At 37.6% G+C, this 14,473-nt stretch carries 13 protein-coding genes; 10 read left to right on the top strand and 3 right to left on the bottom strand.

Going from position 1 to position 14,473, the window contains the following annotated elements:
• Positions 1–37: 37 nt before the first annotated feature.
• The 3 genes from HDEF_RS02970 to glyQ all read right to left on the bottom strand — a co-directional run bounded on the left by HDEF_RS02970 (position 38) and on the right by glyQ (position 4,597).
• A complete protein-coding gene (locus HDEF_RS02970; RefSeq protein ID WP_015873179.1) occupies positions 38–913 on the bottom strand; it encodes a hypothetical protein in 876 nt (291 codons plus the stop codon).
• 676 nt (positions 914–1,589) lie between these two features.
• Positions 1,590–3,659 (bottom strand): glycine--tRNA ligase subunit beta, encoded by a 2,070-nt coding sequence (glyS, locus tag HDEF_RS02965; protein WP_015873177.1) that lies wholly within the window; start codon positions 3,657–3,659, stop codon positions 1,590–1,592.
• A gap of 23 nt (positions 3,660–3,682) precedes the next feature.
• Positions 3,683–4,597 carry a glycine--tRNA ligase subunit alpha gene (gene glyQ, locus HDEF_RS02960; RefSeq protein ID WP_015873176.1) on the bottom strand — a complete coding sequence of 305 codons (915 nt, stop codon included), beginning with the start codon at positions 4,595–4,597 and terminating at the stop codon, positions 3,683–3,685.
• Positions 4,598–4,989: 392 nt separating this feature from the next.
• On the opposite strand from glyQ, the gene ppdD reads away from it, so the two are divergent.
• The 10 genes from ppdD (at position 4,990) to ruvX (ending at position 14,457) form a co-directional block, all read left to right on the top strand.
• The gene (gene ppdD / locus HDEF_RS02955; RefSeq protein ID WP_015873175.1) at positions 4,990–5,430 is read left to right on the top strand and encodes a prepilin peptidase-dependent pilin; all 441 of its coding nucleotides are present in this window, start codon (positions 4,990–4,992) and stop codon (positions 5,428–5,430) included.
• Complete coding sequence (gspE, locus tag HDEF_RS02950) at positions 5,430–7,019, top strand: type II secretion system protein GspE (RefSeq protein ID WP_015873174.1); 1,590 nt, start codon at positions 5,430–5,432, stop codon at positions 7,017–7,019. Before ppdD ends, gspE begins: the two co-directional genes overlap by 1 nt.
• Positions 7,020–7,033: 14 nt before the next feature.
• Entirely contained in the window at positions 7,034–8,251 is a 1,218-nt protein-coding gene (gene hofC, locus HDEF_RS02945; RefSeq protein WP_015873173.1) for a protein transport protein HofC, read from the top strand.
• 18 nt (positions 8,252–8,269) lie between these two features.
• Entirely contained in the window at positions 8,270–9,319 is a 1,050-nt protein-coding gene (gene thiB, locus HDEF_RS02940) for a thiamine ABC transporter substrate binding subunit (RefSeq protein ID WP_015873172.1), read from the top strand.
• Entirely contained in the window at positions 9,295–10,923 is a 1,629-nt protein-coding gene (gene thiP, locus HDEF_RS02935) for a thiamine/thiamine pyrophosphate ABC transporter permease ThiP (RefSeq protein WP_015873171.1), read from the top strand. Before thiB ends, thiP begins: the two co-directional genes overlap by 25 nt.
• Positions 10,910–11,614 carry a thiamine ABC transporter ATP-binding protein ThiQ gene (thiQ, locus tag HDEF_RS02930; protein WP_015873170.1) on the top strand — a complete coding sequence of 235 codons (705 nt, stop codon included), beginning with the start codon at positions 10,910–10,912 and terminating at the stop codon, positions 11,612–11,614. The genes thiP and thiQ overlap by 14 nt, the downstream gene beginning before the upstream one ends.
• A 16-nt stretch (positions 11,615–11,630) precedes the next feature.
• Positions 11,631–12,362, top strand: a complete 732-nt coding sequence (gene rsmE, locus HDEF_RS02925) for a 16S rRNA (uracil(1498)-N(3))-methyltransferase (protein WP_015873169.1) — start codon at positions 11,631–11,633, stop codon at positions 12,360–12,362.
• Between the two features lie 16 nt (positions 12,363–12,378).
• Positions 12,379–13,362, top strand: coding sequence for a glutathione synthase (gshB, locus tag HDEF_RS02920; protein WP_015873168.1), 984 nt, complete (start codon positions 12,379–12,381; stop codon positions 13,360–13,362).
• A gap of 100 nt (positions 13,363–13,462) precedes the next feature.
• Positions 13,463–14,020, top strand: a complete 558-nt coding sequence (locus tag HDEF_RS02915; RefSeq protein WP_015873167.1) for a YqgE/AlgH family protein — start codon at positions 13,463–13,465, stop codon at positions 14,018–14,020.
• Positions 14,020–14,457 (top strand): Holliday junction resolvase RuvX, encoded by a 438-nt coding sequence (gene ruvX, locus HDEF_RS02910; protein WP_015873166.1) that lies wholly within the window; start codon positions 14,020–14,022, stop codon positions 14,455–14,457. Before HDEF_RS02915 ends, ruvX begins: the two co-directional genes overlap by 1 nt.
• The last annotated feature ends 16 nt before the right edge of the window (positions 14,458–14,473 follow it).

Here is a 14,473-nt window from a genome sequence, read left to right as displayed (position 1 = left end):
GCCCCCTGTGATTTCAACCCTGTTTTTCCTTTTTTTGTTATTTTTTGGGGGGGTCGATATAAAGAATGGCTGAATCGGCTCCCGTGGTTTTCAGATGAGAATCGCTGATGTTTAACGTGGCTTTATCGAACAACATCGCGGCATGAGAAAATGCCCCATGGGTTCTAATCACGCTGTTGTTCTGGATATTGACCGTTGCCTCTCTGTAAGCTCTGACACCGTGACCCTCTTGACCCTTGACCTCTACCGTCAGATTATTGCCCTCCACATTGGTATTTTTGTCAGAAGCCAAGATACCGTTCACATCCTCCCCTTCGCCGCGGATGACGCTGCCATTGATCATGACCGAGGCACCGCTTTGAGCGCTGACCCCTCTGGCCTCTTTACCCTTGACTTTGATTTTGAGATAATTGCCGATGAGATTTGACTGCTTTCCTGTGGCCCAAACACCTTTACTAAAACCTTCGCCTTCGCTGGTGATTTTACTCTCATTGATGATGATACCGGCATCGTATTCCGCTTTAACCCCGCCAGAACCTTCGCCTTTTGTGTTGATATCCATTTTATTGGCCGTGATCTCTGTGCCTGACCCAGAGGCAAGCAACCCAAAAGATTTTTTTTCACTTGTGGTCACGTTAATCCATTTATTGTCAGCCCCTTTCAAAGTCAGGGTTGACCCTTCATTCACTTTGATTGCAGGCGTTTTTTTACTTCTGGTGCTGACGGATAAAGCGCCCTGATTCTCGACTGTACTTTGGCCTTTGATGTCTATCCCTTCATTGTAAGTTTCCTTATCTAAAATATAATTTTTTTTATTTTCGATAGTCTCTATTGAAAAAACGGGTTCAGTTTGCATCAAAAAGGCAAGAGCAAAACGCCTAATGATTTGTTTTGCTATTTTTTGATATTGCATGGCTTTTAACTCCGTTTTATTGCTCGTTGTTTCCGCTCCGTATTCCGTATGTAGAGCAATGGGAGGGTGGCGAGCCTAAGATTTATTAAGGGATAACCACTTCATCAGATTGCGTGACGTTCCAGGTATGAGCTGAATTCCGGTTCAAACTGTCTGTAATAAACCAACCTCTGAATCGGTCGTCTTCGTCTTTTGATATTTGGGGTCTATTACTCGACTAGATTGTTCAAGTGCTTGAGGGCCATTTCCTCTGACGGAAAACTGCAGGCGTTAAGAATTTTTAAGATAATGAAATAAAAATTAAGAGATGTGTATGGAGGGAACCTCCGTTTTTGAAAAAATCACAAAAAAAATGCATAAGCCGCTTTATGATGATTAAACTTAAAATTAATCACAGTTCATGAGATTTAAAGAGGGTAGGTAGTTCAAAATCGGTGTTTTAGCTAGATCAAAGACTGGGTACAAAAAAAGGAGGGGACCTCCTAATGAGAAACGCATTAGCGCCCACGTTTTGGTTGGGAGAGATGGAATGGAATATAAAAGCAATAAGGAATATAGAACGAATAGAAAAAGGTAAATAAAAAGAGCATATTGCCAGGGCCCGATTTTTTCGCATGCCCTACCTACACTAGGAGATCATCGCTTTCAGTGATTTTAAAAAGCCAAATCAGACTTCTCACTGCAAAAAAGAAATATCCGCGACTCGTAAAAACAGAGCCCTAAGTTTGTTCAACAACGCTAACCGGTTTAAACGCAGATCTTGATCTGGCACCATCACCATCACTTGTTTAAAAAATATGTCTAAAGGTTCTCTTAAAGCAACAAGTTCTAATAAAGCGTCTTTATAAAGACCTGCAACAAAAAAAGGGGCTAATTTTTTTTCTAATTCTAAAATATTTTGAGCCAATTCTATTTCAGCAGGTTCTTTCAACAACCCTGTGTCGATAGAATTTTTTGGAATATCAAGCGATTGAGACAAAATATTAGAGACGCGTTTATTAGAAGCACAGAGCGCCCTGGCTTCATTCATGGTACGGAAATAGGTGACAGCCTGTATGCGTGCATTAAAATCAGCGGGTTTGGTAGGGCGGCGCGCGAGCACAGCTTGAATGCTGTCAATTCCATGGCCTGCTTCTTGATACCAAGAGCGAAAACGTCCTAACATGAATTCAATGATTTGATCGATCAGATTCGAATTTTTTAATTTATTGCCATATAAACGCACAGCCTCGCTGATTAAAGTCTGTAAATCCAACGGCAAATTTTTTTCAACAATAATACGCAAAACACCTAAGGCTGCTCGCCTTAATCCAAACGGATCTTTATCTCCCTTGGGCAATTGATTGATACCAAATATCCCTGTTAATGTATCCATTTTGTCCGCAATGGCCACTGAGCAGGCCACCAAAGTAGAAGGCAAATTGTCGCCAGAAAAACGAGGCTGATACTGTTCATAAATAGCGCGTGCAACTTCATCAGGTTCGTGATGATAACGAGCATAATGCATCCCCATAATGCCCTGTGTTTCAGGGAATTCGCATACCATGTTTGTCATCAGATCAGATTTTGATAATAACCCCGCTTTGATTGAATATTCAACATTCGCCCCTATTTGAGAGGCAATCCAGCCCGATAATGCTTGAACACGCTGAACCTTTTCATAAAGTGTTCCCAGTTCTTTCTGAAATAAAATTGTTTTTAAAGAAGGCAAACGTTCTTCTAACGATTGCTTAAGATCGGTTTCAAAGAAAAATTGCGCATCAGCAAAACGAGGGCGAATGACTTTTTCATTTCCAAAGATGAGCTGTGGCGGATCCTGAGAGAGAATGTTAGCGACAAAGATAAAATAAGGCATTAACTGCCCGCTTTTGTTGTACACCGGAAAATATTTCTGATCATTTTTCATGGTGTGAACCAGTGCTTCTGAAGGAACCTCTAAAAATTTCTTTTCAAATTGAGCTGTATGTACCACAGGCCATTCAACCAATGACGTGACCTCTTCTAGTAAATTGTCACTGATATCTGCGATGGCGCCTATCTTTTCAGCTGCTTTTTCAATATCTGTTTTAATCTGCGTCTTTCTTAGAAAGAAGTCGGCCATGACTTTGCCTTTTTCAAGCAAAATTTGAGGATATTGATCGGCATGTTCGATAATAAATGAAGGCTCGCCCATAAATCGGTGACCTAGTATCTTACGATTAGAATTCACCCCAAAAATAATTCCAGAAATTAATTCATCACCTAATAATAGAGTGACCGTATGCACAGGGCGGACAAATTTGGCTTCATGAATACCCCAGCTCATTAATTTTGAAATAGGTAATTGACTTAGTGCTATTTTGACTTTCTCTGCCAAAAGACTGCTGGCTGATTTTCCTGGTAGCACCCAAGAATAGAGTAGCCATTCGCCTTTATCCGTGACCAAAGACTTTGCTTGATCCAGGCTGATGCCACAAGATCGTGCCCAAGCTGTTGCCGCTTTCGTCGGATTCCCGTCAACGTCATAAGCCTGAGCTATAGCTGGCCCCCGTTTTTCTATTTTTTGATCTTTTTGAATGGTACTCAAGCAAGCGACTTTCACTGCCAAACGACGGGGTGTGGCAAACCAAGTCACTTCACCATGATCTAAATGAGCTTTATTGAGCTCCTGAGTTAAATAAAAGGCAAACGATTCAACCAGGGAACGAAGAGATTTAGGTGGCAGCTCTTCTGTCCCTATTTCCACTAAAAAAGTTTGATGTGTCATCAATGTCTACTTCCTTTCGTTTTTTATTTTTTATTCATTCGGATCATAGGAAATCCTAAGGCCTCACGAGAGGCATAATAAGCTTTGGCGACCATATGAGTGAGCGTGCGAATCCGTAAAATATAGTGTTGACGTTCAGTCACGGAAATGGCTTTACGGGCATCAAGTAGATTAAAAATGTGGCTCGCTTTTAGAATGCGTTCGTAGGCTGGTAAAGGTAACGGTTTTTTTAGGGACAATAACGTTTGGGCTTCTTTTTCATACTGTGAAAAACAGAAAAACAGAAAATCGACATCTGCATATTCAAAGTTATAGAACGATTGTTCTACTTCATTTTGATGGTAGATATCTGAATAGTATATTGGACCAAATAGACTTTTTGACCAAAGCACATCATATACAGTGTCGACACCTTGTAGATACATCGCAAGACGCTCTAGACCATAAGTTATCTCCCCCGTGACAGGTTTACATTCGAGCCCGCCTACCTGTTGAAAATAGGTGAATTGGGTAACTTCCATACCATTAAGCCAGACTTCCCAACCTAATCCCCAAGCACCTAATGTCGGATTTTCCCAATTATCCTCAACAAAGCGGATATCGTGGACACTAGAATCTAATCCCAGCTCTTGGAGAGAATTTAAATAAAGTTCCTGCATATTGTCAGGGGAAGGTTTGATGATCACCTGAAACTGGTAATAATGCTGAAGTCGGTTGGGATTTTCTCCATAACGGCCATCAGTCGGGCGCCGTGAAGGTTGGACGTACGCCGCCGCGATGGGCTCCGGGCCAATCGCTCTCAGAAAGGTCATGGGATGAGAGGTCCCTGCGCCGACTTCTATATCTAAAGGTTGAACAAGGGTGCATCCTTGATCTGCCCAGTAATTTTGCAATCTAAAAATAAGATTTTGAAAGGTATTATCTTTAAGTTTTTTCATATTAAATTGATACACAAAGCAGACGAATTAAAATGAAGGCACTAACTAACTATATCTATTATGAGATTAACAGACTGTATTTATCATTTCTTATCAGTAGGCCTTCTTTTGAAGTATGTTATCTACAGACCTTTTGGAATGCGAGCAAAAAAATTAAATTACTTCGTATATGCGATCTCCTTCACATAAATTTTGTCACTTTGTATCAAAAGAAAAATTTTTTGTGATACTCATCACAGATCTCGTCAATAGCCATTTCGATAACAAAAAAAAATGTGCATTCTACATTTCCTCTTTTTCATGATGCGTAAAATCAAAAAAACCGAAATTTATTTGATTGTATTCGGTTGAAATTGATTTCAAATATTTACAATTAAAAAGGGATATTAAGAATGAACCATCGACATGGTTTTACTTTGATTGAGTTAATGGTGACAGTGGCTATTATTGCCATCCTCAGTAGTATTGGTATACCTTCTTATCAAAAATATATTAAAAAAGCGGCCGTAACCGACATGCTGCAAGCAACAGTGCCCTATAAAATGGCAGTAGAGCTTTGTGTTTTAGAACAAGGGGATTTAACAAAATGTAATGCGGGGAGTCAAGGTGTGCCTACTGGCGAAAGCACACGCTATATTAAGAGCATCACGGTCGTCAAAGGAGTGATTACATTAGTTGGAGAGAAAACCTTAACAGGATTAACTGTAGTGATGACTGCCACAAAAAATAGCAACGGGCGCTTAAATTGGAATGGGGTATGTACCAGCGCTGATTTAAGCATTTCAGAATCCTGCAAAAGTCTTTTTGGATTTACTGATGTGGGAGATGGTTAATGAAACATCAACTCATTTCTTCTCAAAAAATAGATAAAAAATTGATTGATCAAAAACAAGGAGAAACTGAAACCGAAACACAAGAAATTATAAGCAATGAATTGCATCTTTTATGCCAACGACATCATGCAATTGCATTAAATATTGATTCAGAAACGCTTACAATTGCAATTGCTGAAAATTTATCACATCCGAGTGAAGAATTATTAATGAATTTACGTTTTTGTTGTGGACGCAAAATCAATGTAAAGCAATGGCCAAAAGCTAAAATTGAGAAAATACTTCATCAATTTTCTTTTGAAGATATTTCAAGTCGCGAAAATTTATCAAACACTTTCAATAATGACATCACATTAAGGCCAGCCGCAAATTCAACGTCCTTAGAAAGAATCACTTCAGTCGATCATCTTGAAATTCAAACATCAAATTTTAATGAAAAAAATGACGCACCTGTCATACAGTTTATTCACCAAACGTTAAGTGCCGCCATTGAAAAAAGAGCTTCTGATATTCATTTTGAACCCTACCAACACTGTTATCGTATTCGGATTCGAGTAGATGGCGTATTGCAAGAGATTAGCTCACCTGAGTTTGAATTAACACCTCGAATAAATGGGTGTTTGAAGGTCATGGCTCAATTAAATATTGCGGAAAAAAGATTGCCTCAAGATGGAAAATTTACATTGAGGTTAAATAATATCTGCTACTCAATGCGTATTGCTACCTTGCCTACTCAATATGGTGAAAAAATAGTATTGCGTATTTTACATGCCGAGCAGAAAGCGACATTAGATGAATTGGGGCTAGCTCAGCAGGCATTGGCGCAGTTTATCAAAACCCTATCTCTCCCTGAAGGGTTAATATTAGTGACAGGCCCAACAGGGAGTGGAAAAACAATGACCTTATACAGCAGTTTATTACACTTAAACCAACATCAAAAAAATATTTGTAGCATCGAAGATCCCGTCGAAATACCTATCAAAGGAATCAATCAAACTCAAATTAATCATAAAATTGGCCTGGATTTTTCTTCTGTTTTGCGAACATTACTGCGCCAAGATCCGGATATCATTATGGTTGGTGAAATTAGGGATAATGAGACTGCCGAAATTTCATTAAAAGCGGCACATACCGGCCATCTTGTTTTATCTACCTTGCATACAAACTCTACCACTGAGACTTTAGCACGCTTAACTCAAATGAATATTCCAGGCTATTTACTTGCATCCTGTTTAAAATTAATTATTGCTCAAAGATTAATGCGTAGACTTTGCTTACATTGTAAGAAGCCCGCGCTAGCCGCAATAAATTATCCTGAAGATATTTGGCCAAAACCTTTGCATCATTGGATTTCCGAAGGATGTGAACAATGTTGTGATGGATATTATGGTCGTATTGGCATTTATGAAATGCTGGTAATAAACACTGAAATAAAACAGGCTCTTATTGATAATGCTGACACATTAAAATTAGAGCAAATACTCAAAAAACAAGGGAATATTACATTATTAAAAGCAGGTTTATCACTGGTTGAACAAGGTATATCGAGCGTTGATGAGATTTATCGTGTTTTTGGTTGTGTAAATTAAAATGGAATGATTCCATGAAAGATCATCGACTATATAAATGGAAAGCAATTAATAAAAACGGTTCATTAGAAGAAGGTATTTCTTTAGAGACACAAACTCATCTCGTTTACGAAAATATTATCCAAAGTGGACTACAGCCTGTAAGTGTCAAATTATATAGAAGCATGACTCAAAGTTATCGGCAAAAAGAATATTTAATTAACTTTACGCGTCAGTTAGCCACTCTTTTACAAGCAGGTTTACCTTTAGTGAACAGTCTTCAGCTTTTGGCTAAAGATATGAATATTCCTATCTGGCGCTGCATTTTACAAAACATCAGCCAAGAAGTGAGTCGAGGTGAGCCTTTTTCTGATGCTATTCGCCACTACCCGAAAATATTTTCAAAACTTTATTGTGAATTAGTGGCAATAGGGGAATTAACCGGTCATTTAGATCACTCTTTTTTTCTATTAGCTCAACAACAAGAGCAGCAAAAACAATTACAAAAAAAAGTAGCTAAAGCGTTGAGATATCCTTTTCTGGTATGCATAGTCACCTTATTTGTCAGTCTTATCATGTTAATTCTAGTATTACCTGAATTTGCAAAAATATATGCTTCTTTTGATGCCACGTTACCTTGGTTCACCCGTGCACTTTTATTTTTATCGAATAAATTAATAAATTATGGACTATATATCGCTTCAATTCTGATTTTATTAGGGATTGTGTATTGTCAAATACTGAGAAAAAAAATGAATTGGCAACAGAGAGAACAGGCTTTTTTATTTCGATTACCTTTTTTTTCTAAATTAATTCGTGGTCATTGTTTGACTCAAATATTTCGTACACTTGCTATCACACAACTTGCAGGATTAAGTTTGGCTTCAGGACTGAAAGTCTCTGAACTATCATCTAATAATTTATTTTATCAAAAGGCCGTGAACAAAATTTATGAAAAAATAAAGCAAGGCCTTACTTTTTCTGATGCCTTATCGCAACAAAATGAATTATCTTCCTATCGATTATTCCCTGTTTTATGTCAACAGTTCATTCGAGTAGGAGAAGAATCTGGATCATTGGATATTTTATTGGAAAAACTAGCAACTTGGTATCAAAAACACACACAAGAATTAGCGGAGAATTTCACACAAATGATTGAGCCTATTTTAATGCTGGTGGTGGGTGTTATTGTTGGCATTCTTATTATCGCAATGTATTTACCTGTTTTTCAATTAAGTCATGTCATTAAATGATTATTTTTGGAGCTGTTTATGTTTTTTAATATTTTATTATTTTTCTTTTCTCCTTTTTTTAAATCTATTTTTGGTAGACCCCAAAAATTTCTACTTCTATTTTTATGTATTCCAAGCATAATTGAAGCTCAACCAAAAAAAACGGTTTTAGTTATTTATACTTATGATTCTTTTATAGCCGATTGGGGAGCTGGCCCAGGCATTAAAAAATCTTTTGAAAAAAATTGTGACTGTCAATTGAAATGGGTCTCTTTCAAAGATGGCGTTTCTTTATTAAATCGTTTAAGGATGGGAAACACGAATCATTCCGCAGATATAGTATTAGGGTTGGATAATAATCTACTCATCTCTGCTGAAAAAACAGGTTTATTTGTGGAAAGTAAAATAGACACTAGTCGCATGCATTTACCAAAAAATTGGGAGAGTAAAATTTTTATTCCTTATGATTTTGGTTATTTTTCTTTTGTATACAACAAAAATAAATTAAAAGATCCCCCGAAAAGTTTATATGAATTACTCAATAGTAATAAAACTTGGAAATTGATTTATCAGGATCCACGCACCAGTACTCCTGGTTTAGGTTTATTATTGTTTATACAAAAAGTATATGGTGCTGAGGCCCCGAAAATTTGGACAAAATTAGCCGCAAAAACAGTGACCGTCACCAAAAGCTGGGGTGAAGCCTACGGATTATTTTTGAAAGGGGAATCTGATTTTGTCTGGAGCTACACCACATCGCCCGCTTATCACATAATAGAAGAAAAAAATCATCAATACGCGGCCATGAACTTCAGCGAAGGTCATTATCTACAAATAGAAACTGTTGCTCAATTGGCTGCAAGTCAAAACCCCAAATTGGCGCAGCGTTTTATGGAATTTGTTTTAACCTCTGAGTTTCAAAAACATATAGCGACCGGGAATTGGATGTATCCGGTGATAAAAATTACCCTACCAAAAGGGTTTGATGAATTAATCCAGCCTCAAAAAGTACTGCATTATTCCTCTAAAGAGGCTGCAGAAAATCGCAATAAATGGATAAATTTATGGCAAACCACCGTCAGTCTTTGAATCTTCATTCATTAATTTCAGGTGTTGTAATAGCAGGTCTATTGATTCTTTTAAGTTTATCGGTTGTCCTTAGTATTTTACGTTATAGCTGTTTAACTGAAATAAAAACTCTATGGCAGGATCAGTATTTATGGCATGTGATTCGGTTCACCTTCTGGCAAGCGCTATTATCAACACTATTGTCTATATTACCCGCTATTTTTGTTGCAAGAGCTCTTTATCGAAGGCAATTTTTGGGAAAACAACTTTTTTTAAGGCTCTGTGCGATGACATTAGTCTTACCTGTTTTAGTCGCCGTGTTTGGAATACTAAGTGTTTATGGGCGAGAAGGTTGGCTATCCCAGCTATTTTCTATTTTAGGTATGAAATACACTTTTTCGCCTTATGGTTTAACAGGCATCCTCTTAGGACATATTTTTTTTAATTTGCCTTTAGCGACCCTGTTATTGCTACAGGCACTAAAGAACATTCCGATTGAACAAAAAAAGCTGTCGGCTCAACTTGGCATGAACGGTTTTCAGCATTTTCGTTGGGTTGAGTGGCCTTATTTAAGGCGTCAAATTTTGCCTACAGGGGCACTAATCTTCATGCTTTGCTTTGCCAGCTTTGCTATTGTTCTTTCTCTTGGTGGTGGACCAAAAGCAACAACGATAGAATTGGCTATCTATCAGGCATTACACTATGACTATAATTTAAGCCGAGCGGCTCTATTATCATTGATACAAATGGTGTTTTGTCTTGGACTGTTTTTTTTAAGTGAAAAACTAAACGGCGTCTTGGCGGTTAATAATCATTATGAATATTTATGGATCCAATCAAAAAATAATCTATGGGAATTAATAGTTGATATATTGATCATAAGTGGAGTATTGCTCTTGTTGTTACCACCATTACTGTCTGTCATTATTAATGGCTGCCATCACGGTTTATTGCAAGCACTAAAGCAAGACGCACTTTGGCAGGCCACCTTCACTTCATTAAAAGTGTCAATCAGTTCGGGAATACTTTGTCTTATACTCACCATGATGCTTTTATGGAGTCATCGTGAACTGAAAACCCACGGTTTTACAGGTTATGCCAATATACTTACAATGAGCGGAATGCTGATACTGGTTATTCCTAGCATTGTTCTGGCGACTGGAATTTTTTTATTGTTACAAGATAATACAGGGTTACCTGAATCTCCTTATGGATTAATTATTCTGACCAATGCCTTGATGGCGATGCCATATACATTAAAGGTGTTGGAAAATCCAATGCAAGATTTAGCTGAGCGTTATCATCAATTATGTTTATCTTTGAATGTAATAGGTATGAGACGATTACGGTGGATAGAATTACTCGCCTTAAAACACCCGTTAGCACAATCATTAGCTTTTGCATGCGTCTTATCTATGGGAGATTTTGGCATCGTCGCCGTATTTGGCGGGGGAAATTCACCAAACAATGATGAACCTTTTCGGACTCTTCCTTTTTATTTATATCAGCAAATAGGAGCCTATCGTATTAATGATGCAGCAGTGACAGCTTTACTTCTCTTATTATTGTGCTTTTTCATCTTTATTTTTATTGAAAAATTACCAGGGCGCCATGTTAATTCTTGAAGATGTGATCTATTTATATGATGGGTTGCATATGCATTTTAATTTTCAAATAAAGCAAAATGAAAGAGTCGCTATTCTTGGTCCCAGTGGTGCAGGTAAAAGCACTTTATTAAGCCTCATTTCTGGTTTTTTAACAGCAGATAAAGGGCTCATTTTTTTAAATAATCAAAACCACACATCCACCACCATAGATAAAAGACCAATATCCATATTATTTCAGGAAAATAATTTATTTTCTCATCTTACCATTGAGCAAAATATCGGATTAGGATTGAATCCGAGTTTAAAATTAACGCCAAGTCAAAAAATATCTCAGGTAGAAATCGCTAAAAAAATGGGAATAGAAAATTATTTACAGCGTCTTCCAGCACAGCTTTCCGGGGGGCAACGTCAACGAGCGGCGTTGGCTCGTTGTTTTTTACGAAGTCAACCTATTTTATTATTAGATGAGCCTTTTTCGTCATTAGATCCGGCACTACGCCATGAAATATTGCAATTACTAGATGAAATTTGTACAGAGCGCCAAATCACTTTGTTAATGGTGTCCCATAATTTAGCAGATGCTGCCCGTATTGCTAAACGTACATTATTAATTGTAGAGGGTAAAATTTATTACGATGGCTCTACTCACGATCTGCTGACAGGAAATACACCAGAAGCCAGTGTTCTTGGTATTCACCCCATTTTTTAAAATAGTTTAAAAGTATATGCGCATTCCTCGTATTTATCACCCATATCCTTTCTTTGCTCACACACAAATTGAGTTGAGCGAGGAAGCCGCTCATCATGTCATAAGGGTTTTACGTATGAAGCCAGGGCAGAGCTTGTATTTATTTCATGATAGTAATGATATTATTCAGGCAAATATTATTCGTATAGATAAAAAAAAAGTGTATGTTCAGCTGAAAGAAGCCATACTAAAAAATAATGAATCTCCGTTGTATTTACATTTAGGCCAAGTGATTTGTCGCTCTGAAAAAATGGAATACACACTTCAAAAATCGGTGGAATTAGGTGTGCATTCGGTCACTCCGTTGTTTTCGGAACGCTGTGGTGTCAAAATAGATGGAGAGCGTTTACAAAAAAAAATTCAGCAATGGAAAAAAATCGCGATTTCAGCGTGTGAACAATGCGGACGTAATAAAATTCCAAAAATCTATAATGCGCTTCCACTTCATAACTGGTGTGCACACCAGGATAATAGCTTAAAGTTAAATTTTGTTCCTAAAGCAAATAACCGCATTAACACTTTAATTCCTCCTGTCAGCCGTGTCCGAATTTTGATTGGTCCGGAAGGAGGGCTCTCCAACGACGAGATTGCAATGGCCGCCGATTATGAGTTTTTGCCCATTTCATTAGGTCCTCGGGTCTTACGTACGGAAACCACCGCTTTGACTGCAATCACAGCGCTACAAGTTCGTTTTGGTGATTTAGGCTAACGGGGAGGGACAAAAAATGATAAAAAAAATGGGTATCGTGATGGATCCAATATCTTCCATTAACATTAAAAAAGACACCAGTTTCGCTATTTTGTTAGAAGCGCAAAATAGGGGATGGGAATTACATTATATGGAAATGGGTGATCTTGCTTTACGAGATGGAGATGCTATGGCGAGGACCCGTTTGCTGAGTGTGAAGCAGGATGAAAAAAATTGGTATTATTTTACAGAACACGGGGAAACCGCAAATTTACCCTTAGAGCAACTTGATGTGATTTTGATGCGTAAAGATCCGCCATTTGACATGGCGTTTATCTATGCGACCTATATTCTAGAGCGAGCAGAAACCAAAGGTACACTGGTCGTTAATAAACCACAAAGTTTGCGAGATTGTAATGAAAAATTATTTACTTCTTGGTTTTCTGAATTCACACCAGCCACTTTGGTCAGCAGTAACATGGACAAGCTTCGTGGATTTCATAAAGAACAAAAAGATATTATTCTAAAACCTCTTGATGGTATGGGTGGTGAATCCATTTTCCGGATCACAAAAGAGGATACTAATCTTTCTGTTATTCTAGAAACGCTCACAAAAAATGGGCATCAATTATGTATGGCGCAAAAATTTTTACCGGAGATTACAGAAGGTGATAAGCGCGTTTTAGTCGTAGATGGTGATCCCGTTCCTTATTGCTTGGCACGCATTCCCGCCCAAGGCGAAACTCGGGGCAATTTAGCTGCTGGGGGTAAAGGTGAAGTGCGCCCTTTGACTAACAGTGATTGGAAGATTGCTAATAGTATTGGGCCAGTGTTAAAAGAAAGAGGATTATTATTTGTTGGCCTGGATATTATTGGCCACCATTTAACTGAAATTAATGTCACTAGCCCTACTTGTGCTCGTGAAATTGAAACAGAGTGCCATATTTCTATTACGGCTATGCTGATGAATGCCATTGAAAAAAATTTATTTCAAAATAAAGATCATTATAAACAAGAGTGATTTTTATTTTAATAGTTAGCTCTCATAATAATTTGAAATAGGTTAATCTACAACTCACCTAAATAATTTTTATCTTTATACATTAATTTTGAAAAATACAATGAATTTACAGCATCATTTTCTTATCGCTATGCCTCTACTCCAAAATACTTATTTTGAACGCAGTGTGATTTATGTCTGTGAACATAATGAAAATGGAGCGATGGGTTTGATGATCAATCAACCGGTTGCTCGTTTTACCTTGGAAAGGTTATTAAAAAAGTTAAATATCTCGTCGGTGCATGATGCAGGACATTTAAATAAACCTGTGATGAGCGGAGGCCCCCTGTCAGATGATCGAGGTTTTATTTTACATTCTCCACAATCAGGATTTAATTCTAGTATTCATGTTTCAGATGACACTATGATTACTACCTCAAAAGATATTTTGAAAACACTCGGTACAAAAAAACAACCTAAAAATATCATGGTCGCTGTAGGATATACCGGTTGGCAAAAAGGTCAGTTAGAGCAGGAATTAATAGACAATGTCTGGCTAACCACAAAAGCAGATACAGAAATTTTATTTAATACCCTAATACCTAATCGCTGGTATGAAGCTGCCAGTAAACTAGGAATTAATATTTTTCATATTGCGCAACAAGCAGGGCATGCTTAATGCGATGGACCAATATTATTGCTTTTGATTTTGGTACAAAAAGTATTGGTGTTGCTATCGGTCAAAATATCACAGAAACCGCCAGACCATTAACGGCCTGCAAATCAAAAAATGGCACTCCGGATTGGATCAAAATCGAAAGATTATTATCAGAATGGTATCCTGATTTAGTGGTGGTAGGATTTCCCTTAAATATGGATGGTACAGAACAACCGATCACTGAAAGTGCCCGTCAATTTGGTCATGCTTTATATCGACGTTTTGGTATCAAAGTCGTCTTTCACGATGAAAGACTCAGCACAGCAGAAGCTCGTGCTTACCTGTTTGATAAAGGGGGATATCAGGCACTCAACAAAAGTAGTGTCGATGCCACTTCTGCCGTCATCATCTTGGAAAGCTGGTTTTCTTCAAACAAAGCACAAGATCGTGCCTTATGAAACAAAAAAGAAAGCC

It is taken from the genome of Candidatus Hamiltonella defensa 5AT (Acyrthosiphon pisum), assembly GCF_000021705.1.
In the GTDB taxonomy this organism is placed as follows: domain Bacteria; phylum Pseudomonadota; class Gammaproteobacteria; order Enterobacterales; family Enterobacteriaceae; genus Hamiltonella; species Hamiltonella defendens.
Note: the sequence above shows the minus strand (reverse complement) of the source record. Positions and strands in the feature narration are given on the sequence as shown.